This is a genomic window from Streptomyces sp. NBC_01296, from assembly GCF_035984415.1.
Lineage (GTDB): Bacteria > Actinomycetota > Actinomycetes > Streptomycetales > Streptomycetaceae > Streptomyces.
In genome coordinates, this window is the sequence record NZ_CP130720.1 from 4,661,455 (window position 1) to 4,688,215 (window position 26,761).

General features: G+C 71.7%; 26 protein-coding genes, 1 tRNA gene, 1 other RNA gene and 1 pseudogene. 15 read left to right on the forward strand and 14 right to left on the reverse strand.

Annotated elements, in window-relative coordinates; all coding sequences use genetic code 11:
• The first annotated feature begins 9 nt into the window (after positions 1–9).
• Entirely contained in the window at positions 10–942 is a 933-nt protein-coding gene (opcA, locus tag OG299_RS21100) for a glucose-6-phosphate dehydrogenase assembly protein OpcA (protein ID WP_266627786.1), read from the forward strand.
• On the opposite strand, the gene OG299_RS21105 is transcribed toward opcA, so the two are convergent.
• A complete protein-coding gene (locus tag OG299_RS21105; RefSeq protein ID WP_266627787.1) occupies positions 891–1,376 on the reverse strand; it encodes a cupin domain-containing protein in 486 nt (161 codons plus the stop codon). The genes opcA and OG299_RS21105 overlap by 52 nt on opposite strands.
• A 73-nt stretch (positions 1,377–1,449) precedes the next feature.
• The gene (locus OG299_RS21110) at positions 1,450–2,049 is read right to left on the reverse strand and encodes an HhH-GPD-type base excision DNA repair protein (protein ID WP_327362290.1); all 600 of its coding nucleotides are present in this window, start codon (positions 2,047–2,049) and stop codon (positions 1,450–1,452) included.
• 119 nt (positions 2,050–2,168) lie between these two features.
• Between OG299_RS21110 and OG299_RS21115 the strand changes: the two genes are divergently transcribed.
• On the forward strand, positions 2,169–2,987 hold the full coding sequence (locus tag OG299_RS21115; RefSeq protein ID WP_327362291.1) for a VOC family protein: 819 nt from the start codon (positions 2,169–2,171) through the stop codon (positions 2,985–2,987).
• Between the two features lie 44 nt (positions 2,988–3,031).
• Here the strand turns inward: OG299_RS21115 and OG299_RS21120 are convergent, their stop codons facing one another.
• Complete coding sequence (locus tag OG299_RS21120) at positions 3,032–3,619, reverse strand: Uma2 family endonuclease (protein ID WP_266627791.1); 588 nt, start codon at positions 3,617–3,619, stop codon at positions 3,032–3,034.
• Positions 3,620–3,674: 55 nt separating this feature from the next.
• Complete coding sequence (locus OG299_RS21125; protein ID WP_327362292.1) at positions 3,675–4,637, reverse strand: helix-turn-helix domain-containing protein; 963 nt, start codon at positions 4,635–4,637, stop codon at positions 3,675–3,677.
• Between the two features lie 356 nt (positions 4,638–4,993).
• Between OG299_RS21125 and OG299_RS21130 the strand changes: the two genes are divergently transcribed.
• The 4 genes from OG299_RS21130 (at position 4,994) to OG299_RS21145 (ending at position 6,971) form a co-directional block, all read left to right on the forward strand.
• Positions 4,994–5,851 carry a helix-turn-helix domain-containing protein gene (locus OG299_RS21130; protein ID WP_327362293.1) on the forward strand — a complete coding sequence of 286 codons (858 nt, stop codon included), beginning with the start codon at positions 4,994–4,996 and terminating at the stop codon, positions 5,849–5,851.
• A complete protein-coding gene (locus OG299_RS21135; protein WP_327364566.1) occupies positions 5,851–6,147 on the forward strand; it encodes a DUF397 domain-containing protein in 297 nt (98 codons plus the stop codon). Before OG299_RS21130 ends, OG299_RS21135 begins: the two co-directional genes overlap by 1 nt.
• A 61-nt stretch (positions 6,148–6,208) precedes the next feature.
• On the forward strand, positions 6,209–6,400 hold the full coding sequence (locus OG299_RS21140; protein ID WP_266672894.1) for a DUF1059 domain-containing protein: 192 nt from the start codon (positions 6,209–6,211) through the stop codon (positions 6,398–6,400).
• 151 nt (positions 6,401–6,551) lie between these two features.
• On the forward strand, positions 6,552–6,971 hold the full coding sequence (locus OG299_RS21145; RefSeq protein ID WP_266627800.1) for a TOBE domain-containing protein: 420 nt from the start codon (positions 6,552–6,554) through the stop codon (positions 6,969–6,971).
• A 44-nt stretch (positions 6,972–7,015) separates the two neighbouring features.
• On the opposite strand, the gene OG299_RS21150 is transcribed toward OG299_RS21145, so the two are convergent.
• The 3 genes from OG299_RS21150 to OG299_RS21160 form a co-directional block, all read right to left on the reverse strand.
• Entirely contained in the window at positions 7,016–7,462 is a 447-nt protein-coding gene (locus tag OG299_RS21150; RefSeq protein WP_327362294.1) for a molybdopterin-dependent oxidoreductase, read from the reverse strand.
• An 80-nt stretch (positions 7,463–7,542) separates the two neighbouring features.
• Positions 7,543–10,335, reverse strand: coding sequence for a molybdopterin-dependent oxidoreductase (locus tag OG299_RS21155; protein ID WP_327362295.1), 2,793 nt, complete (start codon positions 10,333–10,335; stop codon positions 7,543–7,545).
• A complete protein-coding gene (locus OG299_RS21160) occupies positions 10,332–11,159 on the reverse strand; it encodes an FAD binding domain-containing protein (protein ID WP_327362296.1) in 828 nt (275 codons plus the stop codon). Before OG299_RS21160 ends, OG299_RS21155 begins: the two co-directional genes overlap by 4 nt.
• 265 nt (positions 11,160–11,424) lie before the next feature.
• On the opposite strand from OG299_RS21160, the gene OG299_RS21165 reads away from it, so the two are divergent.
• The gene (locus OG299_RS21165) at positions 11,425–12,894 is read left to right on the forward strand and encodes a PucR family transcriptional regulator (protein ID WP_327362297.1); all 1,470 of its coding nucleotides are present in this window, start codon (positions 11,425–11,427) and stop codon (positions 12,892–12,894) included.
• Between the two features lie 4 nt (positions 12,895–12,898).
• Here the strand turns inward: OG299_RS21165 and OG299_RS21170 are convergent, their stop codons facing one another.
• Entirely contained in the window at positions 12,899–13,303 is a 405-nt protein-coding gene (locus tag OG299_RS21170) for a TOBE domain-containing protein (RefSeq protein WP_327362298.1), read from the reverse strand.
• A 54-nt stretch (positions 13,304–13,357) separates the two neighbouring features.
• Positions 13,358–13,912, reverse strand: coding sequence for a hypothetical protein (locus tag OG299_RS21175; protein WP_327362299.1), 555 nt, complete (start codon positions 13,910–13,912; stop codon positions 13,358–13,360).
• Between the two features lie 91 nt (positions 13,913–14,003).
• Here OG299_RS21175 and OG299_RS21180 point away from each other — a divergent pair, with 91 nt between their 5' ends.
• The gene (locus OG299_RS21180; RefSeq protein WP_266627816.1) at positions 14,004–14,516 is read left to right on the forward strand and encodes a PadR family transcriptional regulator; all 513 of its coding nucleotides are present in this window, start codon (positions 14,004–14,006) and stop codon (positions 14,514–14,516) included.
• 58 nt (positions 14,517–14,574) lie between these two features.
• On the opposite strand, the gene OG299_RS21185 is transcribed toward OG299_RS21180, so the two are convergent.
• A complete protein-coding gene (locus tag OG299_RS21185) occupies positions 14,575–15,402 on the reverse strand; it encodes a DUF2182 domain-containing protein (RefSeq protein ID WP_266627817.1) in 828 nt (275 codons plus the stop codon).
• A gap of 183 nt (positions 15,403–15,585) precedes the next feature.
• On the opposite strand from OG299_RS21185, the gene OG299_RS21190 reads away from it, so the two are divergent.
• Positions 15,586–16,239: a DUF1326 domain-containing protein gene (locus tag OG299_RS21190; RefSeq protein WP_327362300.1), complete on the forward strand. Its 654-nt coding sequence runs from the start codon at positions 15,586–15,588 to the stop codon at positions 16,237–16,239.
• A gap of 45 nt (positions 16,240–16,284) precedes the next feature.
• Here the strand turns inward: OG299_RS21190 and OG299_RS21195 are convergent, their stop codons facing one another.
• The 4 genes and pseudogenes from OG299_RS21195 to OG299_RS21210 form a co-directional block, all read right to left on the reverse strand.
• Positions 16,285–16,707: a PIN domain nuclease gene (locus OG299_RS21195; RefSeq protein WP_327362301.1), complete on the reverse strand. Its 423-nt coding sequence runs from the start codon at positions 16,705–16,707 to the stop codon at positions 16,285–16,287.
• Positions 16,704–16,919 (reverse strand): type II toxin-antitoxin system VapB family antitoxin, encoded by a 216-nt coding sequence (locus OG299_RS21200; RefSeq protein WP_266627823.1) that lies wholly within the window; start codon positions 16,917–16,919, stop codon positions 16,704–16,706. Before OG299_RS21200 ends, OG299_RS21195 begins: the two co-directional genes overlap by 4 nt.
• Before the next feature lie 73 nt (positions 16,920–16,992).
• Positions 16,993–17,814: pseudogene (locus tag OG299_RS21205) on the reverse strand (helicase-associated domain-containing protein); the annotation flags it as partial.
• Positions 17,815–18,173: 359 nt separating this feature from the next.
• Positions 18,174–18,258 (reverse strand) — tRNA-Ser (locus tag OG299_RS21210).
• 131 nt (positions 18,259–18,389) lie between these two features.
• On the opposite strand from OG299_RS21210, the gene ffs reads away from it, so the two are divergent.
• The 6 genes from ffs to OG299_RS21240 all read left to right on the forward strand — a co-directional run bounded on the left by ffs (position 18,390) and on the right by OG299_RS21240 (position 26,720).
• An RNA gene (gene ffs / locus OG299_RS21215) (signal recognition particle sRNA small type) lies at positions 18,390–18,488 on the forward strand.
• A gap of 66 nt (positions 18,489–18,554) precedes the next feature.
• Positions 18,555–20,789 (forward strand): DNA polymerase III subunit gamma and tau, encoded by a 2,235-nt coding sequence (locus tag OG299_RS21220; RefSeq protein ID WP_327362303.1) that lies wholly within the window; start codon positions 18,555–18,557, stop codon positions 20,787–20,789.
• Positions 20,790–20,849: 60 nt separating this feature from the next.
• Positions 20,850–22,103, forward strand: coding sequence for a phosphoribosylamine--glycine ligase (gene purD / locus OG299_RS21225; RefSeq protein WP_327362304.1), 1,254 nt, complete (start codon positions 20,850–20,852; stop codon positions 22,101–22,103).
• A 289-nt stretch (positions 22,104–22,392) separates the two neighbouring features.
• The gene (locus OG299_RS21230) at positions 22,393–24,000 is read left to right on the forward strand and encodes a M48 family metalloprotease (RefSeq protein ID WP_266627831.1); all 1,608 of its coding nucleotides are present in this window, start codon (positions 22,393–22,395) and stop codon (positions 23,998–24,000) included.
• Between the two features lie 252 nt (positions 24,001–24,252).
• On the forward strand, positions 24,253–25,731 hold the full coding sequence (locus OG299_RS21235; protein WP_266627833.1) for a N,N-dimethylformamidase beta subunit family domain-containing protein: 1,479 nt from the start codon (positions 24,253–24,255) through the stop codon (positions 25,729–25,731).
• Positions 25,732–25,817: 86 nt separating this feature from the next.
• Positions 25,818–26,720, forward strand: a complete 903-nt coding sequence (locus tag OG299_RS21240) for a phosphoribosylaminoimidazolesuccinocarboxamide synthase (protein ID WP_266627835.1) — start codon at positions 25,818–25,820, stop codon at positions 26,718–26,720.
• Positions 26,721–26,761: the final 41 nt, after the last annotated feature.

A 26,761-nucleotide genomic window follows, 5' to 3' on the forward strand; every position in this document is an offset into this window, starting at 1 on the left:
CTTCGCCCCATGCGGACCGAACTCACCGACACCACGTCCAGCAAGATCGACCGGGCCCTGCTCGAGGCCCGTCGGGCCATCGGCAGCCCCACGATGGGTCTGGTGCTGACGCTCGTCATAGCCACGGACGAGGAGAACGCGTACGACGCCGTCCGCGCGGCCTCGGAGGCCTCGCGCGAACACCCGTGCCGCATCATCGCGGTGATCAAGCGCACCTCGCGCGGCCCGCAGAAGCTGCGCCAGACCCGGCTGGACGCCGAGCTGCGGGTCGGCTCGGACGCCGGGACCGGGGAGATCGTGCTGCTGCGCCTGCACGGGGCGCTCACCGAGCAGGCGGGCTCGGTGGTCCTCCCGCTGCTGGTGCCGGACGCGCCGGTGGTGGCGTGGTGGCCGGGCGACGCCCCCGCCGACCCGGCGCGGGATCCGCTGGGCGCGCTGGCGCAGCGCCGGATCACCGATGCGGAGGCCGCCGCCGACCCGGTCGCGGTACTGGACCAGCGGGGTGCCTCGTACGCCTCGGGGGACACCGATCTCGCGTGGACCCGGCTGACGCCGTGGCGGGCGCTGCTGGCCGCCGCGATGGACCAGAGGCCGCTGGCGGTGACGGGCGCGGCGGTGGAGAGCGAGGCGGACAACCCGAGCGCCGAGCTGCTGGCCCGCTGGCTCGAAGACCGGCTGGGGGTGCCGGTGGAGCGGGTCGCCACGGACGGACCGGTGATCACGCGGGTCCGGTTGGACAGCGCGGAGGGGGAGATCACGGTGAACCGCCCCGACGGGGCGCTGGCCACGCTGATCCTGCCGGGCAGCCCCGACCGCAAGGTGGCCCTGAAGATCCGCAGCAAGGCCGAGCTGATCGCGGAGGAGCTGCGGCGCCTCGACGCGGACGAGGTCTACGCGTCGGCGCTGCGCAGGCGGCCGGCCCAGGCGTCGCTCTCCGCGTAGTGGTTGTCGTACGTGGGCTGGCTGTCGATGATGTCCTGGACGGTGGCCTCGCCCGCGCGGACCCGGCCGAGGAGCCGGTAGTAGTCGAAGCGGCCCATGCCGGGCGTGAAGCCGACGAAGACGCTCGCCGTGTGACCCGCGGAGGGCGCGAACGCGTGCTTCACGCCTGCCGGGACGGACAGGAAGTCCCCGGCGGTGAGGGTCCTGACCTCGTCGCCGACGAGCACGTCGAGCCGGCCTGCGGTGACGTGGAAGAACTCGGTCGCCTTGGTGTGGAAGTGGACGGGGGCGCCGGCCGCGCCCTCGTCGAAGGTGGCCGTGTTGCAGGTGAGCTCGGCGGTGTCGGTGAGCAGGGTGATCACGCTGCCGGGGCCGTCGGTGATGGTCTCGGCGGTGGCGGCGCGGGTCAGGATCTCGTTCTTCTCGTTCGTCATGACCATGAATCTATACGGATGTTTGACCGGCTACAGGGGCCAATTAGGGCCAGAATTTCCCGGTCAATCTCGGTCAGCCGGTGTCCTTCCCCGCCTTGGCGGCCTTGGCGGCGGCCTTCATCTCCTGCTTGTGCGCCCGCACCTTCGCCAGGGACTGCGGCCCGGTGATGTCGGCCGCCGAGCGGTAGACGTTCGCCCGGCCGTAGCCGCCGGCCGCCTCGCGCCAGCCCTTGGGGCGCACGCCCAGCTGTTTGCCGAGCAGGGCCAGGAAGATCTGGGCCTTCTGCTCGCCGAACCCGGGCAGTTCCTTGAGCCGCTTCAGCAGCTCGTCCCCGGTGCCCACGCCGCGCCAGATCGCCTCCGCGTCCCCGTCGTAGTGCTCCACGAGGTACGCGCACAGCTGCTGCACCCGCTTCGCCATCGACCCCGGGTAGCGGTGCACGGCCGGCTTCTCGGAGAGCAGCGCGGCGAAGGCCTCGGGGTCCTGGGCGGCGATGGCATGGGCGTCCAGATCGTCCGCCCCCATCCGTGTGGCGATCGTGTACGGCCCCGAGAACGCCCACTCCATCGGCACCTGCTGGTCCAGCAGCATGCCGACGAGCGCGGCGAGCGGGCTGCGGCCGAGGAGCGCGTCGGCCTCCGGCTGCTGGGCCAGCCGCATCGTGATGTCCATGGATCCAGCCTCCCGCGTGGCCGCGTTCCCCGCGCGGTCGCCGCACCCGGGCCCTAGCGTGAGAACCGCGCAAAACGCGACCCGCGACACACAAACGACGACACAGGAGTCGATCGATCATGGCTGAGTTCCCGGAAGGCGCTCCGTGCTGGGTGGACGCGATGTTCAAGGACGTGGAGGGCGCCAAGACCTTCTACTCCGACGTGCTCGGATGGACCTTCGGTGAAGCCTCGAGCGAGTACGGCAACTACACGCAGGCCTACTCCGACGGCAAGGCCGTCGCGGCCGTCGTCCCGCCGATGCCGGGCGGTGAGGCGCCGTCGCAGTGGTGTCTGTACTTCGCGTCGCCCGACGCGGCGGCCACCGCCGAGAAGATCAAGTCGGCCGGCGGCGAGCTGATGATGGAGCCGATGCAGGTCGGCACCTTCGGCACGATGGCGATCGCGAAGGAGCCGAGCGGCGCGGTCTTCGGCGTCTGGCAGCCGGGCGAGCACAAGGGCTTCGAGAAGATCGGGGAGCCGGGCGCGTACGCCTGGGCGGAGGTCTTCACCCGTGACCCGGAGAAGGCGGACGCGTTCCTCCCGAAGGTCTTCCCGCTCGGCGCCCAGAAGATGGAGCCGGGCGACGACCCCGAGATGGCGGGGATGGACTTCAAGATCTTCAGCGTCGGCGGCAAGGAGAACCCGGTCCTCGGCCGGATGAAGATGGGCGACGACTTCCCGGCGCACATGCCCCCGTACATCCAGGTCTACTTCGGGGTCCCGGACTGCGACGAGGCGGTGGCGAAGGCGAAGAAGCACGGCGGCAAGCTCCACTTCGGCCCGATGGACAGCCCGTTCGGCCGCTTCGCGGCGCTGACGGACCAGCAGGGCGCGGCGTTCGCCGTCATCGACATGGCGAAGACGACGGGCGAGATGCCGAAGATGTCGGACGCGTAGCCGACCCCTCCGGGCGGGGCCCCGACCGGGCGGCCCCGCCCGCCCTACGCGTAGAGGGGCAGGCCCTCGGTGGAGACGGTCCATTCGGCGACGGTGACGTCCTCGCCGTACACGAAGTCCTTGCGCGTCGCGTAGCGCGGCCCCGCGGGGGTCTGGTGGATGTCCGACAGGACGGCGCCCGTTCCGGTGCGCGGGTCGAATACCGCGTACACGGGGATGCCGAGCAGCGGGTAGTCCCGCATCTTTCCGATCCAGTCGTTGTCCGGGTTGGAGCGGGAGACGATCTCGACGGCGGCGATGAGGGTGTGAGGGTCGAAGGAACCCTGGCCCTCCATGTCCGCTTCGGCGATCAGCATGATGTCCGGCAGCCGCAGGATGCCCCGGGACTCGTCCTCGACGTCCGGGGCTCCGGTGTGGGCCGCGAGCTCCTCTGGCATCACCTTCTCCAGACGCTTCCGTAGGCGCAGCGCGGTGAGCTCGTGAGGGCTGCTGGGCGCCGTCATGTCGTGGACGATGCCTTCCTTGGTGATCTCGAACTTGCCGGGAACGGTGTCGTCCAGCGCATGAACGGCTTCCCGCATCGCCTGGTACCAACGGACTGCAGGTTGTACGTCGTCCGGGGCGATGGTCATGGAACGCGCTCCTCGTCTGTGCCCTGTGGTCCGGGTCCGAGTCATCGCTTTCATGCTAGGCCGCCTCTCCTGGGTGCGTCCGGCAGCCTTTGCAGGTGCCGGGGGTTGGGGCGCGGAAGGCGCGGTCGCATTTCTCGCAGGTCTGGAAGGGGTCCGGCGCGGCGAAGGGCTCTCTGCGGGCCGGTGGTGCCAGGAGGGGCGGGAGCTGGGCCGCCAGGCGGTGGGCGATCAGGCCCGCCGGGCTGCGGGGGCGGTCCGGGAGGTTCGCGGTGAGGGCGCTGGTCACCGCGTGATGGGTGGCTCCGCGTTCCAGCCAGGCCTCGACGCCGCCTGCGAGGCGTCGGATGTCCCGCTCGCCGAGGAGCAGCCGGGGGTCGGCCCGGCGGAGTTCCGCGAGGAGTTCCTCGGCCAGCTGTCGGCGGGGCGGGTTTTCGGGGTTGCGGGGCGCCGGGAGGGCCGCAGCCGGGGGCTTGGCGGGCGGGGCGGGCTGCTGAGGCCGGGGCTCCGGATCCGGTGCGGGGCCGGGCGTCGGTCCAGCCCCTGGCTCCGACTCGGGTCGGGGCGCTGGTTCAGGCCTTGGCTCCGGCTCGGTGCCGGGCTCTGGCTCTGGCTCTGGCTCTGGCTCGGGCTCTGGCTCTGGCTTCGGGGACGTGAGGGCCGGGGCGGGCTCGGGGGTGACGGCCTTCGGGGCGTTGCAGAAGACCGTACGGGTGACGATCCGCCCGTCCGGGAGCTTCTCCTGGAGCCGCCTCAGGTACCCGTACGCCTCCAGCTCGCCCAGCGCCTTGCCGATCGAGTTCTCCCCGAGCGGGAGCTCCTTGGCCAGGGCTTTGATGCCGACCGGGGTACCACGGGGCACCGACTGGATGTAGGAGGCGAGGGCCCGCGCGTTCATCGACAGGTGCGGGTGCCGGATCAGGTCGTTGCTGATCACGGTGAAATTGCGGGTGTGTCGGACGTTGGCGTGTTGAACGCCGTACGCGGCGCGTGAGGGCGCGTTAGAGTGCTGGAAAGCCATCGGGAAGTTCGATCCTTCTCGTGGTCAGGCCCTCGTCGGGATTGCGAGTCCCGGCGGGGGCCGCCTTGTGTCTGGAGTTGTCGCGGCGAGCATATGCCAGGCAACCCGCCTGAAATCCAGCCGAGTTGGGCCGGTTCACCCGTGTGAGTGAGCGGCGCTCCGGGGAGGCTGGAGGGGCAGGGCAGGAGTTCTTTCTCTTGGTTCTTCCAAAGAAAAGCGTCGTGACGCGCCGGGTCGCGCCCCATCGCGACCCGGTGGCGCGCGTGGCCCGCACGCATGTCCACGACTTTGTCCAAAGCTGTCGAGACTGCCTCAACGTGAGTGACGGGTAAGGCGCGTTGAGGAGGTGGGTGCGCATGGGCGTGGACAGTGACGGTACGGAAGAACACAGCTGGGCCGTGGACCCCGAGGACGAGCAGGGCGCGGCGGTGGTCGCGGCGCTCGGCCGGCAGATGCGGGCGCGGCGCGAGGCATTGGGGATGCGGGTCGGCGACCTGGCGGCGGCGATCCAGTACGGCGAGGCCCTGATCTACAAGGTCGAGGGCGGCAAGCGGATCGCCAAGCCGGAGTACTTGGACAAGGTGGACGACGCGCTGAAGGCCGGCGGTCTGATCCGGGCCATGGCGGAGGACCTGAGCCGGGTCCGGTACCCGAAGAAGGTCCGGGAGCTGGCCAAGATGGAGTCCCGGGCCATCGAGATCGCGGTGTACCGGATTCACGGCGTCCATGGCTTGTTGCAGACGGCGGAGTACGGGCGATCCCTGTTCGAGATGAGGCAGCCCGCCTACTCGGAGCAAGAGGTCGAACGGTTCGTGGCGGCGCGCGCCGCCAGGCAGGCCATGTTCGGCAGGGACCCCGCGCCGACGCTCAGCTTCGTCCAAGAAGAGGGCACGCTGCGCCGACGGATCGGGGGCACAATGGTGTGGCGTCGGCAGCTCGAACATCTGCTGGAGGTACTCCAGTTGCGCAACATCTCATTCCAGGTCATGCCGCTCGACTGCGAGGTCCATGCAGGGATGGACGGCGGCATCGAGGTGCTGAAGTTTGATGATGGATCGGCGGTTGGGCGCTCGGACGGAGCGTTCAACGGACGTCCGGTGTCGGACGCGAAGCGGCTACGGATCCTTGAGCTGCGATTTGGAATCATCCGAGCCCAGGCTCTCTCGCCACGGGAGTCCCGGGCGTTTATCGAGCACCTGCTGGGAGCGACATGATGCACGAGTTGGCCTGGTTCAAGAGCAGCTACAGCGATGGCAGCGAAGGCGACTCCTGCATCGAAGTGGCGTGGGTCAAGAGCAGCTACAGCAGTGGCTCTGAGGGTGACTCTTGCGTTGAGGTGGGGTGGGCCAAGAGCAGCCACAGCAGTAGTAGCGACATCAACGACTGCGTCGAGGTGGCGGCCAGCCCAGAGGCCGTTCGCGTCCGGGATTCCAAGGTCCTCGACGGGCCCCAGCTGGCGCTCACGCCCCAGGCCTGGGCCGGCTTCGTCTCGTACGCGCGCCAGGCCTAGCTGCCCGGCTTTCGCCCCGGCGGGATGCGGAGGATCGTGGGGGGTGGAAGGGAGGCGCGTCATGCGCAAGGTCATGGATTGCAGGGAGTACCCCAGTGACATCGGGTGCACCCTGACCATCACGGGTGAGGAAGACGAAGTCATGGGGGCGGCCGTCCAGCACGCCGTCGCCGTGCACGGCGAAGAGGACACCACGGAGTTCCGCGACGCGCTGCGCGGCATGCTGAAGCCCGAGGTGCCCCAGCACGCCTGAACACACGACAACCGCAGAGGCGAGCCGCACGGGTGGTTCCGGCTGGCGGATGCGAAGGGTCGAATGCAGAGCAGGGCAGGGGTGCTTACGGTCGATCTTGTGCGGTTCCTCCGGATCGTACGAGGCCACTACCCAAGAGGTTGAGCACCCCATGAGCCTGAGCATCCGCAACCAGATCGCCGGTACCGTCACCGCCGTCACCACCGGCGAGGCGATGGCCACGGTCAAGGTCCGTCTGGAGGGCGGTCAGGACATCACCGCCGCCATCACCGCCGACGCCGTCAAGGACCTCGGCATCGCCGAGGGCTCCGCGGTCAAGGCGCTCGTCAAGGCCACCGAGGTGGCGCTGGCCACCGCCGCCGTCGACGGCATCAGCATCCGCAACCAGCTGGCCGGCACCGTCTCCGACGTCGCCACCGGGGGCGCCATGGCCTCCGTCAAGGTGGACGTGAACGGTGGCGGGCTGACCGCCGCCATCACCAAGGACGCCGTCGAGGCCCTCGGCCTGGCTGCCGGGTCGTCCGTCGTCGCGCTGATCAAGTCCACCGAGATCTCGCTCGCGACCGCCTGAGCGACCGCCTGGGCGACCGCCTGGGCGACCGCCTGAGCCTGCCCTCACAGCCCGAGGTTCGGTGGCGACAGCGCGCCGAACCACACGTGCGTGACCGCGCTGACGTAGCGCGCCCCGCACCGGTCCGACGGCACCACCAGCTGCGCGCCCGCCTCGTCGAGGTCCTCCCCGTCGAGGCGGGTGGCCAGCAGCACCGGGCTGTCGCCGAAGTCCGCGTCGAGCTCCGCCCAGGACAGGACGCTGTGGTGCCCGTCCCCGCCGCTGACCGCCAGCAGGAAGCGGCTTCGGTCCTTGCGCCGGCACACGTCGAAGGACGGCCCGGCGTCCGCGACCACGTCGCGCAGCAGCGCGCCCTCGAACACATGGTGCTGCGGACCGTTCGTCGCGCAGTCGAACGTGACCGCGGCCCGGTGCTGTACCCAGTCCCGCAGGTCCGCGACGCTCAGCGTCGCCGGGTGGTCCAGATCTCCGTGCAGCATGAGTTTGGCCATGTGTGGATGATGCCCGGGGCCCGTCATTCCGGAACCTCATCTGCAAGGTTGATGGCTTGATACAACCCGCAAATGTGGCTTCATCGTGCATTCTGCCCTTGCAGGTCCTGCAACCTCTGGTTCACCTTCCGCCAGACGATGTCGCGTGTCACCGGCATCTCCGTGAACCGCACCCCGGTCGCGTCCCGCAGGGCGTTCGCGAACGCCGGGGCCACGGGGTTGAAGGGGCTCTCGCTCATCGACTTGGCGCCCAGCGGGCCGATCGCGTCCGAGGTCTCCATGAAGTGGACCTCCGTACGCGGGACGTCCGCGTACTGCGGGAGCCGGTAGCGGCGGAACGCCGCCGTGGTCACCTCGCCGCGCTCGTCCACCCGTACGGTCTCGAACAGCGTCGCGCCCAGTGCCTGGGCCACGCCGCCCTCCACCTGGCCGCGGCACTGCATCGGGTTCATGACCTTGCCCGCGTCCGCCGCGTGCACGCTGCGCAGGATCTTCATCTCGCCCGTGTCCGGGTCCACCGCGAGGCGGAACCACTGGGCGTTGAAGGCCACCGAGCGGGGGGAGCCGCCCCAGTGGCCGTCCGCCGCGAGCTCGTCGAGCTTGCCCTTGTCGTACGCGGCCTCGTACAGCTCCTTGAGCGTGACGATCCGGCCCGCGCAGTCGAACGCCTCCGCCTCGAGCTTGCACAGGTGCCGGGCCACGCCCGTGTGCCGGGCCGCGAAGGTCTGGAGGCGCTCCGCGAGGGAGCCCGCCGCGAGCATCACCGCCTTGCCCGCCACCACCGTGCCGGCCGAGCCGAAGGCGCCGGTGTCGTGGCGGACCACGTCCGTGTCCGACTGGCGGACCGCGATCCGGTCGACCGTGGTGTTCAGCGCGCCCGCGGTGATCTGCTTGTGGACGGTGGTCGTGCCGTTGCCGAACTCCGCCGTGCCGACCGCGATGTCGTACGTACCGTCGCGCAGCAGGCTGACCCGGGCGTCGGCGAAGTGGCCGCCGGGCGGGCCGGTCGCGATCATGGCGACGGCCGCTCCCGTGCCGGTGAGCCAGCCCTCCGGGACGTCCTCGTGGCTGCGGTCCTCGGCGATGGCCTTGCGGACCACGTCCATGCACTGCTTCATCCCGTACGAGGCGATGAAGAGGTCCTCCTCGTGGCCGATCGGGGTCACCATGTGGTCGCCGGGGCCGATGACGTTCTTCTCGCGCAGGACGAGCGGGTCCATGCCGAGCCGGATGGCGAGCTCGTCCATCACCGATTCGAGGGCGAAGAGGACCTGGCCGAGGCCGTAGCCGCGGAAGGCACCGGCCGGTACGCCGTTGGTGTAGACCGAGTACGCCTCCACCTCCTTGTTCGGCGCCTTGTAGACGGCGAAGGACTCGCCGACGCTGTGGAACATCACCGCCGGGCCGTGGTTGCCGTAGGCGCCGGTGTTGGAGAGCACGCGGATGCGCAGTGCGGTGAGGGTGCCGTCGGCCTTGGCGCCGATCTTGATGGTGATCTTGAAGGGGTGGCGGGTGGTGGCACCGTAGAACTGCTCGGCCCGGGTGAATTCGAGTTTCACCGGCCGGCGCAGCTTCAGGGCGGCGAGGACCACGATGTCCTCGGTGAGCATCTCCTGCTTGCCACCGAACCCGCCGCCCACGCGGCCCGCGACGACGCGGACCTCGTCCTCACCCAGGTCGTAGAGGGCGCACAGCGCCCGCCGGGTCAGGAACGGTGCCTGGGTGGAGGAGCGGACGGTGATGCGCTCGCCGTCGCCCTCCTCCTTGGGTTCGAAGTACGCGACGCTGCCGTGGGTCTCCAGGCTGGCGTGCTGCACGCGCTGGGTCCGGAACGTCTCCTCGTAGACGACGTCCGCCTCCGCGTAGCCCTTCTCCATGTCGCCGAGGGTGTTGTGGACCTCGCCGCACACGTTGTTCTCGGCGCGGAAGATCCCCGATTCGGGGCCCTTGGGATGGATGACGGGGGCGCCCGGCAGCATCGCCTCCTCCGGGTCGATCACGTACGGGAGCTCCTCGTAGGTGACGACCACGCGGCGGCAGCCCTCCTCGGCGGCCTGCTCGCTTATCGCGACGACGGCCGCCACGCGCTGGCCGACGAACCGGACCACGTCGTCCAGGACCCGGGTGTCCATCGGGTCCTCGGTGGGGTGCTCGTGGCGGGCGGACGAGTACAGCCGGTCGGGGGCGTCGTGGTGGGTGAAGACGGCGTGCACGCCCGGGACCTGGAGGGCGTCCCGGATGTCGATGTCGACGATGCGGGCGTGCGGGTGCGGGGAGCGCAGCAGCTTCATGTGGAGCAGGCCGGGCACCTCGACGTCGAACGTGTAGCGGGCGGTTCCGGTCACGACGAGGGGGCCGGCGGGGGCGCCCAGGGACTTGCCGACGGCCTGCCCGGCCTCGGGGGACTCGGTGTGCTTCACCCCGCGCACCGCGTCCTCGATGGCGCGGTAGCCCGTACAGCGGCAGATGTTGCCCTTGAAGGCGCGCGGGAGGTCGGCGAGCTTGCCGTCGTCGTGGGCGGTGCCCTGCTCCGCCTGGAGGGCGGAGGTGGTCATCAGGAACCCGGCCGTGCAGAAACCGCACTGGAAGCCCTGGGCGTCGAGGAACTGCTGCTGCGCCGGGTGGAGCTCCCCGCCGGGCTTGGCCAGGCCCTCGACGGTGGTGACTGAGCGGCTCTCGGCGCGGACGGCCGGGTAGAGGCAGCTGTGCACCGGCTGCCCGTCGACGTGGACGGTGCAGGCCCCGCAGTCGCCCTGGTCGCAGCCCTTCTTCACGCCGAACCAGCCGCGCTCGCGCAGGTACGTGCGCAGGCACTGGCCGGCGCGCGGCTCGTCCTCGAAACGCTGCTCGTTGATCTCGATCTCGTAGCTCATCGGGAAACCTCCTCCTGCGTGAGTTCGCGGCGGATCTGCTCGGCCAGGTGCAGGGCCATGTGGCGCCGCCAGTCGGGCAGGCCGTGGATGTCGTCGAACCACTCGTCGGGGCGCACGGTGTCGTCGATCACCGCGCGCAGCTCGGCGGCGGACGGCGGCAGCGCGAACCAGAAGCGGAAGGGGCGGGTGGTGGCGGCGGTGACCGTCACGGCGAAGGAGCCGTCCTGGGGGTCGGACGTGCCGATGACCAGGGCCCCGGAGCGCCCGAGCCCGTAGAGCGAGGCCTGCCGGAAGGCCGTACGGCACTCCAGCGAGCGGGCGGGCAGCCGGACCGAGCGCAGCAGCTCGCCGTCGCGCAGGTCCTTGACGCCGGCGCCGCGGATGAAGTCGGCGACGGGCATGCGGCGGGTGCTGCCGTCCTGGCCCTGGAGGGAGACGGTGCCGTCGAGTCCGGCGGTGAGGGAGATCATCGGGCCGGCGGGGAGGCCGTTGCAGAGGTTGCCGCCGACGGTGGCCATGTTCCAGATCTTGAACGAGGCGAGGAAGGCGCGGCAGCACTGCTCGATGAGCGGGGCGGCGGTGGCCGGCAGGGTCCGGCCGAACCGGGACAGCTCGGTGATGGTGCAGGTGGCGGCGATGTCGAGGGAGCCGTCGGGCTGCCAGGACAGAGGTGGCCAGCCCATCCGGGAGAGGTCGACCAGGCGGCGGATGTGGGGCTGGGGCTCGGAGAAGAGGTAGGTGCCGCCGCCGAGCCAGGCGTCGCCGGGGCGCCACGGTTCGCGGCGGCGTGCGTCGCGCACGTCGAGCACCGTGTTGAGGTCCAAGGTGAGCCACCAGCCTCTCTGGCCTGACGCGGGGACATGCGGCTGCCCCGGGGATACCGTGCGTTTCCAGTCAGTGAAGCAACGGGGGCGGGGCCGGGACGACTGTTGCCGGACACGGAAACGGGTGGACTCCGGGCGGTTCGCCCTGGATGATCGACCAAGAGGCTAACCAGGCACTTGCCCTTGCATTTACGATGGTGTTTCTCGTATTCGCCTGGCGAATGTGGCCGATGTGGGCTGCCACCCACCGCAAGGAGTCCCCGCCATGCACGTCCTGGACCTGCTTCAGTCCGACAACCTCGGCCTCACCCTGCTCTGGGGCGAGGACGCCCTTCTCGGCCAGGAGGTCAGCGGGGTCACCGCCACCGACCTGGAGGACCCGCGCCGCTTCCTGGGTCCCGGAGAACTCGTGCTCAGCGGTCTGGTGTGGTGGGCCGACGGCGACCTGGCCAAGGCGGATCGATTCGTCTCCGCGCTCGCCGAGGCCGGGGCCACCGCCCTCCTCGCCGGCGAGGAGACCCACGGCCGGGTCCCCGACGAGCTGGTGGCCGCCTGCCGCGCCTACCGCGTACCGCTCGTGGCCGTGCCCGCGCAGACCAGCTTCCGGGCTGTCACCGAGGCGGTCTACCTGCGCCAGTGGGGCGACCTGAGCCGCCGTCCGACCCGGCTCTTCGCGCTTCCCGAAAACGTGCGCAGCGAGCTCAGCCGCCTCCTCGAAGGCGGGGCCGGACCGGCCGAGCTGCTGGACCGGGCCTGCGCCCACCTGGGCAAGGTCGCCTGCTATCTGATGACCGCCAGCGGCCGTACCGTGGCCCGCACCCCCTCCGCGCCCGCGATCCCGGCCCGGCGGGCCGGCGCGATACGCGAGGGGCTCTCGCTGCGCATCGAGTCCGAGAGCACCCCGTACGACGCCTGGCAGCTGCACGTGCCGGACGCGGACGCGGCGCCCCCGCGCGTGCTCCACGAGATCGCCGAGATCTTCGCCCAGTACCGCGACGGTGAGGCGCGCCGCACCGGCACGGTGCGCGCGGCGGGCCGGGAGCTGGCTGCACTCCTCGACGCGGAGGAGGGGCCGGCCGCGGACCCGGGCGCGCTGGAGGAGGCGCTGGCCGCGGCAGGACTCCCGACGGGCCTCCCGGCGGGGGGCGCGTACCGGGTGCTCGCGGCGACGGACGGCGACGCCCTGGCCGAGGCGCTGGCCCACCTGGAGGACGTCCCGTACGCGGTGGGGCGCTCGGTCGCGGTCCTGTACGAGGACCAGGACGCGGCGGTCGACGTCCCGGGCCGGCTCCGCTCGGTCTGGCCGCTGCTCCAGGCGTGCGGCGGCCCGGACGCGGACCTCCGGCTCGGCGCGGGTGCGCGGGCTTCGGGGGTCGAGGGACTACGCGCGTCGATCCACCAGGCCCGCTTCGCCCTGACGGCGACGGACGAGGCCACTGCGGTCCTCGCGGTGGAGCAACTGGACACCCTGGCGACCCTGTTGTCCGGGGTTCCGGAGGAGGTCCGGGCGGTCTACGCGAGCCGGACGCTGGGGGCGCTCGGGGACGGGATGCTGCGCGAGACGCTCGAGGTGTTCCTGGCCAACAACTGCTCCTGGACCCGCACGGCGGAGGCGCTGCACCTGCACGTGAACACGGTCCACTACCGGATCGAACGGGTGGAGTCCCTGACGGGCCGTGACCTGTCCCGCCTGGACCACAAGCTGGACCTCTACGCGGCGCTGCGCTGCGGCTGAGCGGTCACGGCAGGTCGACGTACACCTCGGTGGACTTCACCCGCGCGGTGACGCTCACCCCGACCGCGATCCCGAGCTCCTCGACCGACTCCCGCGTCACCACGGACACCACCCGGTGCGGGCCCGACTGGATCTCCACCTGGGCCGCCACGTCGTCGACCCGCACCGCGGTGACGATCCCGACGAAGGAGTTCCGTACGGACGTGGCCGTGCCGTTGCCCGCCTGCGGCTGGGGCTGCGGCACCCCGGCCCGCTCCTTGGCGAAGGCGGCCAGCGTCACCCCGTCGACGGTGCGCGCCCCGTCGGGCGCTCGGCGGGCGGGCAGGCGCCCGCCGTCGGCCCAGCGGCGCACGGTTTCGGCGCTCACGCCCAGCAGGCCCGCAGCCTGCCCGATCGAGTACAACGGCACGCCCGCACCCTACCCGCGGCCCGCGGGCCGTGGCCCGCGGACGGACGGCGGTGCTCAGTGAGCGCCGGTCTTGGCCTGCGCGGCGGCGACGTAGCGGACGGTGAAGAGCATCGGGACGACGAACCCGGCGGCCTGGACGAGCGTGGCGGACGTCGAGTGGCCGTGCCCGGCGTGGGCGAGGGCCGCGAGCGCGCCAGCGGTGACGGTGAAGGCCGCGGTCCAGACGGCGGTGATGACGACGTTGGTCCGGATGAACGGCCGCAGGCCCCAGACCTCGCGGGGGGTGCTGCGCTTGGCGATGCCCAGGGTGAAGGGCTTGCCCACGAGCAGGGAGACCCCGGCGATGAGGGCCAGCGTGGCCGAGGAGAGGGCCGCCGAGTAGGCGTGCACGCCCGAGTGCGGGTCGACGAAGGCGATGACCGTCAGGGCGGCGAAGAAGACCGCGGAGCCGATCTCGATGATCAGTGCGTCGAAGCCGGCCCCGGCCCGGCGCTGCTGGACGGTCACGGCCACCGCCGCGACGAGACCGGCGAGCGCGGCCCACTGCCACTGGCCGGACGGAAGCACCGCGAAGACGATCCACGGGAGGAAGGTGCGTACGTACGACATCGGAAACCCCCGGCTGATATTCCTGTTCTGACATGTCGAAAGTAGAGGTTCCAATAGTGACATGTCAAGAGTGGAAGGTAAGATGAGGGGCATGAGCCTTCGACATGCCCTTCTCGGACTCCTGTCAGAGCGCCCGGCCAGCGGATACGACCTGCTCAAGCGCTTCGAAACCTCGCTGGCCAACGTCTGGCCCGCCACCCAGAGCCAGATGTACACAGAGCTGTCCAAGCTCGCCGACGCCGGGATGATCAGCGTCTCGGCGGAAGGTCCACGCGGGCGCAAGGAGTACACCCTCACCGACGCGGGACTGGCCGAACTGCGTCACTGGCTGACCGAGACCAAGCCCCAGCGCAACACCCGCAGCGACATCCTGCTGAGGGTCTTCTTCCTCGGGGTGCTCACGCCCGAGCAGGCGCGGGGCTACCTCACCGAGCTGATGGAGCTGTCCGAGCGGGAGCACGAGGCCCTGCGCCGGCTGGACGAGTCCATCGACTGGGGCGACGACCCCCTCTCGGTCCACGGCAGGATCGCCCTGGAGTACGGCCTGCGCTTCAACGCCATGCGCCGCGAGTGGGCCGGGTGGGCGGCCGCCCAGATCCGGTAGCGACGATGCGCGCAAGGGTCCACGAGCCGGTCCCGTGCGACCGCGTGGCGAAGCACTGCTAGAAGGGCCGGAGCATGTGCGTCATCGGCGACTGCGACGGCTCCAGGCCCGGCAGCAGCCAGGGCTGGAAGGGGGCCAGTACCGCGAGGACGAGGAAGGCGATCCCGATGGCGGCCGAGAAGACGGGGCCCAGTCGCCACAGCTTCTCCACGAAGATCACCAGAGCCACCGCGGCCATGGCCAGGACGTTCATGACGCCGAGCGGGACGAGGACGATCATCAGTCCCCAGCAGCATCCGACGCAGTACGCCCCGTGGTGGGCCCCGACCCGCAGGTCGCGGGCCATGGGCCGGAAGCCGGCGTAGCGCACGAGCTGGCCCATGGGGCTGCGGCAGTGCCGCAGGCAGAGGTTCTTCAGCGGGCTGAACTGGTACAGCCCGGCGATGAGGAAGGCTCCTGCCCCGATCCACCGCCCGGCGCCGGGGTGGTCGTCCACCAGGGCCCCGGTCGCGGCGAGGAGCCCGTAGGCGATCAGGCCGAAGGCCGTCCAGGACAGGAGGTAGCCGGCCACGAACTGGGCGGTACGGGCCGCGCGGACGGCTCCGGCCGACTGGCGGCCGATGGCCCGGGCCCAGGTGATCGCCACCGGGGCCACGGACGGGAACATCATGGCGATCATCATGACCAGCCACAGCAGCAGGAACAGCGGGATGCCCATGCCCATGGTCCCCGGCTCGACCCCCATGTCACGGGCCTGGTCGACGACCAGCACCCAGGCGAGCAGGGCGATCGATCCCATCACGGACCAGGCGAGCGCCAGCTGCCGGGCCGACAGCAGGTTTGCCGGACGCAGAGGTGGTGACAGGGCATTCCGGTCGAGCCGCACGCTTCCAGCACATCACGGCGGGCGTGTGCGTGCGCGGGCGGAACCGGGCCCCGCCGGGCGGCCGCGGCGGGGGGATAATCGACGTGGAGACCTGTACGACCCGGACGTGGGCCGGTGATGTCTTCCGGGGGCCTCGCCGTCCTCCCGAGACGACGTCCGGGGCGGTCACGAGGAGGCAGGGAGATGTCCGAGACGACGGCGACCGTTCCGAGGTGGCACGCGGCGGGCGACTGGTTCGACACCTGCAAGTGCAATGTGCCGTGCCCCTGCTCGTTCGCGGAGCTGCCCACCTACGGCGATTGCGACGGCATCCTCGCGTGGCACATCCGCGAGGGACGGTACGGGGACGTGTCGCTGGACGGCCTCAACGTGCTGATGCTGGGCTCCTTCGTCGGCAACATATGGGCTGAGCACTCCGACACGTACGCAGCGGTCTTCGTCGACGAGCGCGCCGACGAGGCGCAGCGCGAGGCACTCCAGATGATCTTCGGAGGTCAGGCGGGCAGCTGGCCGGCGGAGATGGTGAGCATGATGGGCGCGGAAATGCGCGGCATGGAGTTCGCCCCCATCGAGGTGGAGGTCGCCGACGACCTCTCGAGCTGGCGGGCCGTGGTTCCCGGCCGGGTGGAGGCGAGCGCGCAGGCACTCACCGGACCCAACACTCCGGAGGGCGCCCGCGTGCAGTCGACCAACCTGCCGGGCGCCGAGACCGGACCGGGCCAGGTCGCGACCTGGGGCCGCTCGACAGCGGACAGCGCCGATGCCTATGGCTTCCAATGGAGCAGGGACGGCCAGTCGAGCAAACACATCACCTTCGACTGGACCGGGCCCGACTAGCCGGTGTGCGCACCACGGACGCAACCAGAACTGCAACTACAGGCCCTACTTGTCGCCCTCTGGGCCGTACCACTGGAGGGGCTGCCCGGTGACGGCGGCGATGCATTCGAAGTCGTGGTCGCGGTGGAGGAGGGTGAGGCCTTGGAGCTCCGCTGTTGCGGCGACCACGAGATCCACTGCGCCCGCACCGCGGTGCTTTCCCTGTTTGGTGAGCGCCTCCTGAACCTGCCAGGCACGGTCGTAGGCACGGTCATCGACCGGCACCCAGCCGAAGATCAACCGGATGTCCTCGATCCCGCGTGCCCGGTCAGCGGCAGACCGGGCGCTGTAGAAGAATTCCAGCTCCGTGATCGGGCACGTGGCGATGAGTCCGGCGGCTGCCGCCTGGTCCCAGCCGTATTGCTCCGCGTCCCCCCGCAGGAACCGTGCCAGGGCGCTGGTGTCGATCAGGAACTGTGCCGCGTTCACCGCCGGTAGTTCCTCTTGTCCTCGAACAGCTCCAGGTCGAAGGCACCCTGATCGGCGGTGGCCCGGAGCCGGGTGAGGGCCAGCGCTCGTCGCCGGTTCTCCAGCACTTCGCGCAGCGCCGTGTTGACCGTTTCCTTCTTGGTGCTGGTCCCCAGGGCCTTTGCCACATCGGCGACCAACTCGTCGTCCAGGTCGATGACGGTCCGGCTCATGTGCACCTCCTGATATCAATGATGGAGCAAAGTATATCTCGCCCTGTGGGTCGGGGTGCTGGGCGATCTCGTCCTACGAGGGCATGACGTTGTGGATGCGGGAGAGGGTGAAGACGCGCTCGTCGTTCCGCAGGTGGCACCAGGCGTCCGGGTAGGGCGGGTCGAGTTCGAGGCGACTGAGGGTGCGTACGGTGCGGTTGCCGGAGGTGGCGACGTATTCGACAGTGATGGCTGTCCCGGTGTCGATGGCATGGGCGAGTTGGCGGATGTCGGTGTAGGACAGTCGCTTCGCGTACCCGGCGACGATTTCCTCGGTGTCGGTGCCGAAAGGGACCCCGCTGCCGTAAGGGTCGGGTTCAGGGGTGGTCGGTGGGGCGGATAGCAGCCGGGTGGCCAGGGCGTTCGGGTCGACGGTCGCCGGAGTCTTCGCGGCATGGCGGACTGCGCTGCGGCGATCGGCGCCCGTGCCGGACCTCCGGGGGGTTGGTACGGCAGCGGCCCTCTGCGGTCGGGTCTTCTCGATGCGTACGGTTCCGTCTGCGGTCTCGGCTACGGGGGCATAGCCCTCGGCGCGGAGCGCGGCAAGGGTTGCGTCGATCGGGCTTCGGCTGACCAGCACCGTGGGTGCGAGTTGCCGCAGGCCGAGCTTGCCGAGCTTGCGGTGGGCGGCAAGCTCGGTGAGGAGCGCCGGCTCCTCACCGTGGATGACGCAGGCGGCGGGGGCGATGCGCACGCGGCCGTGGCCGCGGGCGGTGTCGGCGATGAGATAGGACAAGGGCTGGGGCAGCGGCCCGGAAGCGACGGCGGCCAGGTCGGCTGTGAGGCCGTCCGGCGAGTGCCCGGCGTCCAGTGCCCGACGAACGCTTCCTGCACTGAAGCCGTGCGCGGTTCCGGAGAGGACGCCGCGTCCTTCCGTGCGGCGAGTACGCGCGCCAGGTGCCGAGGGTCGAGACGGCCCAGCCAGGCTGCCAGCGTTGATCGGGACTTCATGCGGGCACCTCGCCGGACCAGGCCGGAGCAAACACCGAATCCACTCCGGTGCGAGCTCAAGCATGGTGCCTTCGTCGGGGTCGCGGGTGCAGAACGGGAGGGGTTCCCCCTGGACGCAGGCTCTCTCGCGGGCGGTGGCACCACGGGTTCGCCTCAATGTGATGGATCGAGGCGACATAAACGCAACCCGAAATGCAACCACGGAACGACGAAGGACCCGGCCGCTGTGCGGTCGGGTCCTTCGTTTGCCCTGGCGGGCGAGTGCGGAGGATACGAGATTCGAACTCGTGAGGGGTTGCCCCCAACACGCTTTCCAAGCGTGCGCCCTAGGCCACTAGGCGAATCCTCCGCGGCAAACAATACAAGACGTTGAGGGGTGCTCGCGAACGTGATCGTCTGCCGGGGATCCGGGCGGGGAGCCGGTCGGGATCCGGAGCGGGGACGGGTCGAATCCGGGGGCTTTCATCCGCTAGGGTGGGGCCCAGCCCCTCACGTGGCGCTATCTCACCCAACTCCCCCAGGGCCGGAAGGCAGCAAGGGTAAGTGGGCTCTGGCGGGTGCGTGGGGGGCGCTTTGCGTTCCGGGACGGTCGGCAGGACCGTCGGCGGGGCGTCTTTGTCGGTGGGCCCGGATAACCTCGTAGACGTGTCGTCCCTTGCGCTGTACCGCCGCTACCGCCCCGAGTCGTTCGCCGAGGTCATCGGGCAGGAGCATGTCACTGTCCCCCTGATGCAGGCCCTGCGGAACAACCGGGTCAATCACGCGTACCTGTTCAGCGGGCCCCGAGGCTGTGGCAAGACCACCAGCGCGCGGATCCTGGCGCGGTGCCTGAACTGTGAGCAGGGTCCCACTCCCGAGCCCTGCGGCGCATGCCAGTCCTGCCAGGACCTGGCGCGCAACGGACCGGGGTCGATCGACGTCATCGAGATCGACGCCGCCTCGCACGGTGGTGTGGACGACGCCCGTGACCTGCGGGAGAAGGCCTTCTTCGGGCCCGCCTCCAGCCGCTACAAGATCTACATCATCGACGAGGCCCACATGGTCACCTCGGCGGGCTTCAACGCCCTGCTGAAGGTGGTCGAGGAGCCGCCGGAGCACCTCAAGTTCATTTTTGCCACCACCGAGCCGGAGAAGGTGATCGGGACCATCCGGTCCCGTACGCACCACTATCCGTTCCGGCTCGTGCCGCCCGGCACGCTGCGGGACTACCTCGGCGAGGTCTGCGGGCGCGAGGGGGCCAAGGTCGAGGACGGCGTGCTGCCGCTCGTCGTGCGGGCCGGCGCAGGCTCCGTGCGTGACTCGATGTCCGTCATGGACCAGCTGCTCGCCGGCGCCGCCGACGACGGTGTGACGTACGCCATGGCCACCTCCCTGCTCGGGTACACCGACGGGTCGCTGCTCGACTCCGTCGTCGACGCCTTCGCCGCCGGGGACGGGGCGGCCGCCTTCGAGGTCGTCGACCGGGTGGTCGAGGGCGGCAACGACCCGCGCCGCTTCGTCGCCGACCTGCTGGAGCGGCTGCGTGACCTGGTGATCCTGGCCGCCGTGCCCGACGCCGGGGAGAAGGGGCTCATCGACGCCCCCGCCGATGTCGTCGAGCGGATGCAGGCCCAGGCGTCCGTGTTCGGGGCCGCCGAGCTCAGCCGCGCCGCCGACCTGGTCAACACCGGGCTCACCGAGATGCGCGGCGCGACCTCGCCGCGGCTCCAGCTCGAGCTGATCTGCGCCCGGGTGCTGCTGCCCGCCGCCTTCGACGACGAGCGGTCGTTCCAGGCCAGGCTCGACCGGCTGGAGCGCAGCGGGTTCACCCCCGGCGCCGCCGGGATGCCCGGTATGGCCGCCGCCCCGGCGGGCAGCCCCGCCATGGGGTACGTGCCCGGGCCCGAGGCGCATGCCATGGCCCCCGCCGGGCCCGGCGGGGGCGTCGCCGCCGCGCGGGCCGCCGCTGCCGGCGTACGGGCCCCCGAGCCGGAGGCCCCGGCCGCGCCGGCCCCGGCTCCGGTCCAGGCTCCGGCCCCTGCCGCGGTGCAGCCTCCGGCTCCGGCTCCCGCTCCTGCGCAGGCCCCCGCCGCTTCGGCCCCCGCGCCCGGTGCCTGGCCCGGGGCCGCGCAGCCCGGTGGCGGTGCCCCCGGCGCCTGGCCCGGAGCCGCCGCTGCCGCCCCGGCTCCGGCCGCCTCCGCCCCCGCCGCCGGTGCCTGGCCCAGTGCCGCCGCGCCCGGCTCGGGCCAGCCCGCGGCCGCCGCCCCGGCCCCGGCTGCGACTCCGGCCGCCTCCGCGCCCACTCCCGCTCCGGCCGCCGCCCCGTCGCCCGGCATGGCCGCCGGCGCCGGGCAGATCCAGGCCATGTGGCCCGGCATCCTCGAGGCCGTCAAGAACCGCCGCCGCTTCACCTGGATCCTGCTCAGCCAGAACGCCCAGGTCACCGGCTTCGACGGGACGACCCTGCAGCTCGGCTTCCCCAACGTCGGAGCCCGCGACAACTTCGCGAGCAGCGGCAGCGAGGACGTGCTCAAGGCCGTCCTGGCCGAGCAGTTCCAGGTCAACTGGAAGATCGACGCCGTGCTGGGAGGGGGAGGCGGCCAGCCGGCTCCGTCCTCGTACTCCGCCCCGGCCGCGCCCGCCTACAGCCCGCCGGCGGCCGCCCCCGCCCCGACGCAGCAGGCTCCCGCCCCGCAGCAGCCGTACCAGCCGCCGCAGCAGCCCCAGCAGGGCGGTTCCGCGCCGCAGCCTCCCGTACGGCAGGCGCCCCAGCCGGTCGCGCCCGAGGACGACGTGCCGGAGGAGGACGATCCCGACCTCGTCGAGAGCGCCCTGACCGGACACGACCTCATCGTGCGCGAGCTCGGAGCCACCGTCATAGAGGAATACACGAACGAGTAGGGCCGTCTCATTGGGTGGCCGCACGAAAGACATCCCGCCACGCGGGCTAGGCTGCAGGGCGTGAAGGTCCTCGTCATCGGCGGCGGCGCCCGCGAACATGCCCTGTGCCGCTCTCTGTCCCTCGACCCCGACGTCAACGCGCTGTACTGCGCTCCCGGCAATGCCGGCATCGCCGAGGTGGCGGAGCTGCGCCCGGTCGACGCCCTCGACGGCGCGGCCGTGGCCCGCCTCGCCACCGAGCTCGGTGTCGGCCTGGTCGTCGTCGGCCCGGAGGCGCCCCTGGTCGCCGGCGTCTCCGACGCCGTCCGCGCCGCGGGCATCCCCGTCTTCGGCCCGTCCGCGGAAGCGGCGCAGCTGGAGGGCTCCAAGGCGTTCGCCAAGGACGTGATGGCCGCGGCCGGCGTCCCGACCGCGCGCAGCTACGTGTGCACCACCCCCGAAGAGGTGGACACGGCCCTCGACGCCTTCGGCGCCCCGTACGTCGTCAAGGACGACGGCCTCGCCGCCGGAAAGGGCGTCGTGGTCACCGACGACCTGGCCGCCGCCCGCGCGCACGCGCTCGGCTGCGACCGCGTCGTCATCGAGGAGTACCTCGACGGCCCCGAGGTCTCCCTCTTCGCCATCACCGACGGCGTCACCGTGCTGCCGCTCCAGCCCGCGCAGGACTTCAAGCGGGCGCTCGACGGCGACGAGGGCCCCAACACCGGCGGCATGGGCGCGTACTCGCCACTGCCCTGGGCCGACCCGAAGCTGGTCGACGAGGTCATGGAGACCGTCCTCCAGCCGACCGTGGACGAGCTGCGCCACCGCGGCACCCCGTTCTCCGGGCTGCTGTACGCGGGCCTCGCGATCACCTCGCGCGGCGTCCGCGTCATCGAGTTCAACGCCCGCTTCGGCGACCCCGAGACCCAGGTGGTCCTGGCCCGGCTGCGCACCCCGCTCGCGAGCGTGCTGCTGAACGCCGCGAACGGCACGCTGGACGCCGAGCCGCCGCTGCGCTGGCGCGAGGACGCAGCCGTCACCGTGGTCATCGCCTCCCACAACTACCCGGAGACCCCGCGCACCGGGGACCCGATCGAGGGCCTGGCCGAAGTGGCCGCCGAGGACGGTCCCGACGCGTACGTCCTGCACGCCGGGACCCGGCGCGAGGGCGAAGCCGTCGTCAGCGCGGGCGGCCGCGTGCTGTCGGTGACGGCGACCGGTTCCGATCTGGCACAGGCCCGCGAGAAGGCGTATAAGGCCGTCGCGCGGATCCGGCTGGACGGTTCCCAGCACCGTACGGACATTGCCGCCAAGGCGGCCGAAGGCCGCTGACCAGCGGGGCAGTCGCGACGCGGGCCCGGTGCGCACCTCGGTGCGCCCGGGCCCGCGCGCGTGTTCGCGTGCGAGTGCATCCGGCCGCGTTCGAACGCATCCACCTTTGCCCAAAGCCATTCCATCGGGTGATGGTCGCCCGGTCCGGCTGACTGCCGAACGGTCCCCAACTAGGGTGCGATGCCAAGCATTCCGGCACTTGGCCCACCGGCATTGCGATGTCAGTGGCGGGTGTCACAGTGGGGGAGTGAGCGAAACCGCCGCAGGGCAGAGGGGGTGAGGTCCGGCCGTGTCCGGAACCGGTTCGATCGTGGAAGTGGGCGCGCCGTCCGCGCGCTCCCGGGCCCTGGCCGTGCTGCGCGTGCGCAGCAGGGCCATGGCCCTCGGGGTGCTGCCCGCCGCCCTCGCGGTGGTGCTGCTGAGCGCCCGGATGACGGGCCGGCTGGCCGGGGATCCCTGGCCCGTCGTGACCCTCGTCGTATGCGTGGTCGCCGTGCTGGTGCTGCTCGTCGGCGGGGTGTTCGCCGCGGTGGTGCTGCGGGCGAGCCCGGCCGTGACGCCGACGGTGCCGCTGCCGGAGACCGCCGCGCCCGACCTCTACCGGCTGGTGCGGGATCTGGCCGACCGGATGGACGTGCCCGTGCCCTCCGCGATAGCCCTGACGCCGGACTGCGACAGCTGGCTGGAGGACCGCACGCATGCGGCGCACCGCCGCGGCGGCATAACCGGCGGCCGCGAGTCGGAGCCGGGTGCGGCTCCCGTGCTGGTGATCGGCTCGCCGTTCCTGTGGTGGATGCGGGTCGCCGAGCTGCGGGCGGTCCTGGCGCCGGTCGTCGCCGGTACGGGCCCTTCCGCGCATCCGGACATAGCCGATGCCCGCGGGTTCGTCCGCGGACTCGATGCCGCCGTGGACGTGGGCAGCAGGCCCGGCCTCGGCTGGATCGGCAGGCCGGCCCGGCTGCTGCTGAGGCTGTGCCAGACGGACGCCGCCGAGATGGAGCGCGGCGTGGCCGCCGCTGCCTCGGACCGTGCACAGGGTGTGGATTACGGGCTGCGCATCGTCGCCCAGGAGCAGGTCGGCCTCGCCTACGCGGGCTGGGACCGGCTGTTGACCCGGGTCGCGCTGCCCGCGTGGCGGATGGGCCGCTGGCCGGCGCACCTCGACGCAGGGGTCGTCTCCGCGCTGACCGAGCTGTCCCGGCGGGACCGGCTGGCCGAGGGGTTCACCTCGCGGCTGGGCGAGCGGCCCGCGTGCGATCTGCTGGAGCGTCCGGGTGTGGTCGACGAGGCCGCTTCGCTGCTGGCCGCGCGGCTCTTCCACGGCGGTCCGGCCGAGGCCGGTCCGGACTGGTCGCCGGTGGACTGGGCGGCGTATCCGGAGGAGGTCGTGGACCGCAAATGGCGCGCCGAGGCCGCCCGGCTGCATGCGGCGCTGGACGCCCTCGCCGTGCCGGCCGGGCCCGGGCCGACGCTGGACCGGGTGCTGGGCTATCTCGCGGACGGGGCCGGCGAGGGCGCGGCCGGAGAGGCGCTGGCCGGGCTGCTCAGCGGTGACCTGGCCAGGGAGGAACGTTCCGCAGGCGCCGCCGGCGTGGGTGCCGGGGTGGCGCGCGGGGCGGATGCCGTGCCGCTGTTCCCGCTCCAGCCGCCCCGCAGCGGGCGGGACCTGCTCGCCGACCACGTGACGGCGATGGTGTGCGCCGCGGCCGTGGACTCGGCCGATGCCGCGCCCGGGCTGGACTGGCTGGACGGCCCCGTCCTCCTGGTCGGCGGCGAACGCCGCGCGGATCTGGCCCCCCGGGTGCTGACCCTGGTGGAGGACGGCGAAGCGGAACCCCTGCGCGACTGGCTCGCCGCCCTGGGCGTCCGCCCGGAAAAGCCGGTCCGCCTGGTGTGACTCCGCCCGCGAGCCGGCACGCGGCCCTGCCCGCGAGTCGCCCTGAGCCGCCCGCGGCCGGCGCCGCTGGGCGTGGCGTTCGCCGAGCCCGGGTCCGGGCTCCCGGTACTCCGTGGCTCCGAATGTGGCGAACGGTGACGGAATGAGTGCGTTATGTGATGTGCTGGGACCGGTCACGGTTCGATGCCTTGAAGCCGTGCCGCATCGGAGCGAAGAAGAGACCGTTCGGGGGAGCGAGGGAGGGGAGCGGGGATGGGTGCGGACCAGATCCGGCGTTGGGAATCAGGGGCGCTCGCGCACGCGGTGACCGATCCCTTCGGCCAGGGGCCGCTGCCGTGGTTCCGGGGCAGCGAGCTGTACTTCGACGACACCGGGCAGGTCGTGCCCTGGTACGTGGACCCGGCCCTGGCCCCCGGCCAGAACCCCCGCGCCCGCAGCAACGGCGGCCCGCGGACCGCCGACGACGTGCACCGGCAGATCAAGGGCTTCGCCTCCACCGGGGCCGTCGCGCCCGGCGAGGCCATCGACTTCCACATCACCGTGGACCCGCCCCAGCAGTTCTCCGTCGACGTCTACCGCATCGGCCACTACGGCGGCGACGGCGCCTCCAAGATCACCACCAGCCCCCGGCTCTCGGGCATCGTCCAGCCGGCCCCCCTCACCGCCGACCGCACCGTCTCCTGCCACCACTGGTGGCTCTCCTGGCGGCTCCAGGTCCCCTCCTACTGGAGCGTCGGCGCGTACGTCGCCGTGCTCACCACCGCCGACGGGTACCGGTCCCACATCCCCTTCACCGTCCGCGACGACCACCCCGCCGATCTGCTCCTGCTGCTGCCCGACATCACCTGGCAGGCCTACAACCTCTACCCCGAGGACGGGCGGACCGGCGCGAGCCTCTACCACGCCTGGGACGACGAGGGCCGGCTGCTCGGCGAGCGGGACGCGGCCGTCACCGTCTCCTTCGACCGGCCCTACGCCGGCGCCGGCCTGCCCCTGCACGTGGGCCACGCCTACGACTTCATCCGCTGGGCCGAGCGCTACGGCTACGACATCGCCTACGCCGACACCCGTGATCTGCACGCCGGCCGCGTCGACCCCACCCGCTACCGCGGCCTGGTCTTCCCCGGCCACGACGAGTACTGGTCGGCCCCCATGCGCCGCACCGTCGAGCGCGCCCGCGACCACGGCACCTCGCTCGTCTTCCTCTCCGCCAACACCATGTACTGGCAGGTCGAGCTGGGCCCCTCCCCCTCCGGGGTCGAGGACCGGCTGCTCACCTGCCGAAAACGCCGCGGCCCCGGCCGCCCCAGCCTCTGGCGCGAGATCGACCGCCCGGAGCAGCAGCTGCTCGGCATCCAGTACGCAGGGCGGGTCCCCGAGCCCGCGCCCCTGATCGTGCGCAATGCCACGCACTGGCTCTGGGACTCCACCGGCGCCGCCGAGAACGACGAGCTCCCCGGCCTCGTCGCAGGCGAGGCCGACCGCTACTTCCCGCGCACCCAGCTCCCCGAGCACCAGGATCGCATCCTGCTCGCGCACTCCCCGTACCTCGACAGCGAGGGCGCGAAGCGCCACCAGGAGACCTCCTTGTACCGGTCCCCGAGCGGCGCGCTGGTCTTCGCGTCGGGCACGTTCGCCTGGTCCCCGGCCCTCGACCGCCCCGGCCATGTCGACGAACGGGTCCAGCGGGCCACCGCCAACCTCCTCGACCGGATCTGCAAGCGGGACTGACCCGACCCGACCCGACCCGTTGTCCCTGTTCGCGGACGCGTGCGGGAGAATGGGGCTGCGCTCGTACAGAACCACAGGGAGACCCCGTGTCCGGATTCGTCGAAAAGCCCGAGCCGGTTCAGGTGCCCGGCCTCGTCCACCTCCACACCGGCAAGGTGCGCGACCTCTACCGCGACGGCGACGGCAACCTCGTCATGGTCGCCAGCGACCGGATGTCCGCGTACGACTGGGTGCTCCCCACCGAGATCCCGGACAAGGGCCGCGTCCTGACCCAGCTCTCCCTCTGGTGGTTCGACCAGCTCGCGGACCTCGTCCCGAACCACGTGATCGGCACCGAGCTGCCCGAGGGCGCCCCCGCCGACTGGGCCGGCCGCACGCTGATCTGCAAGAGCCTGCTGATGGTCCCGGTCGAGTGCGTGGCCCGCGGCTACCTCACCGGCTCCGGCCTCGCCGAGTACGAGCAGACCCGTACGGTCTGCGGACTGGCCCTCCCCGAGGGGCTCGTGGACGGCTCCGAGCTGCCCGCCCCGATCTTCACCCCGGCCGCCAAGGCCGAGGTCGGCGAGCACGACGAGAACGTCTCGTACGAGGAGGTCGCGCGCACCACCGGCGCCGAGACGGCGGCGCTGCTGCGCCAGACCACCCTCGCCGTGTACGGCCGGGCCCGGGACATCGCCCGCGAGCGCGGGATCATCCTGGCCGACACCAAGTTCGAGTTCGGCTTCGACGCGGACGGCACCCTCGTCGCCGGCGACGAGGTGCTGACCCCGGACTCCTCCCGCTTCTGGCCGGCCGACCAGTGGGAGCCGGGCCGCACGCAGGCTTCCTTCGACAAGCAGTTCGTCCGCAACTGGCTGTCCTCCCCGGCGTCCGGCTGGGACCGGAAGGGCGAACTCCCGCCGCCGGCCCTCCCGCAGGAGGTCGTCCAGCAGACCAGCGCCAAGTACATCGAGGCGTACGAGCGGCTCACCGGCCTCACCTGGGCCTGAGGCCAGCGGTTCCGGGCCCGGGACGCCGGGCCCGGAACCCG

Bases quoted from the DNA above. Each gene is read 5' to 3' on its own strand.
- opcA (WP_266627786.1), top strand. From the start codon at position 10: ATGCGGACCGAACTCACCGACACCACGTCCAGCAAGATCGACCGGGCC.
- OG299_RS21105 (WP_266627787.1), bottom strand. From the start codon at position 1,376: ATGACGAACGAGAAGAACGAGATCCTGACCCGCGCCGCCACCGCCGAG.
- OG299_RS21110 (WP_327362290.1), bottom strand. From the start codon at position 2,049: ATGGACATCACGATGCGGCTGGCCCAGCAGCCGGAGGCCGACGCGCTC.
- OG299_RS21115 (WP_327362291.1), top strand. From the start codon at position 2,169: ATGGCTGAGTTCCCGGAAGGCGCTCCGTGCTGGGTGGACGCGATGTTC.
- OG299_RS21120 (WP_266627791.1), bottom strand. From the start codon at position 3,619: ATGACCATCGCCCCGGACGACGTACAACCTGCAGTCCGTTGGTACCAG.
- OG299_RS21125 (WP_327362292.1), bottom strand. From the start codon at position 4,637: ATGGCTTTCCAGCACTCTAACGCGCCCTCACGCGCCGCGTACGGCGTT.
- OG299_RS21130 (WP_327362293.1), top strand. From the start codon at position 4,994: ATGGGCGTGGACAGTGACGGTACGGAAGAACACAGCTGGGCCGTGGAC.
- OG299_RS21135 (WP_327364566.1), top strand. From the start codon at position 5,851: ATGCACGAGTTGGCCTGGTTCAAGAGCAGCTACAGCGATGGCAGCGAA.
- OG299_RS21140 (WP_266672894.1), top strand. From the start codon at position 6,209: ATGCGCAAGGTCATGGATTGCAGGGAGTACCCCAGTGACATCGGGTGC.
- OG299_RS21145 (WP_266627800.1), top strand. From the start codon at position 6,552: ATGAGCCTGAGCATCCGCAACCAGATCGCCGGTACCGTCACCGCCGTC.
- OG299_RS21150 (WP_327362294.1), bottom strand. From the start codon at position 7,462: ATGGCCAAACTCATGCTGCACGGAGATCTGGACCACCCGGCGACGCTG.
- OG299_RS21155 (WP_327362295.1), bottom strand. From the start codon at position 10,335: ATGAGCTACGAGATCGAGATCAACGAGCAGCGTTTCGAGGACGAGCCG.
- OG299_RS21165 (WP_327362297.1), top strand. From the start codon at position 11,425: ATGCACGTCCTGGACCTGCTTCAGTCCGACAACCTCGGCCTCACCCTG.
- OG299_RS21175 (WP_327362299.1), bottom strand. From the start codon at position 13,912: ATGTCGTACGTACGCACCTTCCTCCCGTGGATCGTCTTCGCGGTGCTT.
- OG299_RS21180 (WP_266627816.1), top strand. From the start codon at position 14,004: ATGAGCCTTCGACATGCCCTTCTCGGACTCCTGTCAGAGCGCCCGGCC.
- OG299_RS21190 (WP_327362300.1), top strand. From the start codon at position 15,586: ATGTCCGAGACGACGGCGACCGTTCCGAGGTGGCACGCGGCGGGCGAC.
- OG299_RS21200 (WP_266627823.1), bottom strand. From the start codon at position 16,919: ATGAGCCGGACCGTCATCGACCTGGACGACGAGTTGGTCGCCGATGTG.
- OG299_RS21235 (WP_266627833.1), top strand. From the start codon at position 24,253: ATGGGTGCGGACCAGATCCGGCGTTGGGAATCAGGGGCGCTCGCGCAC.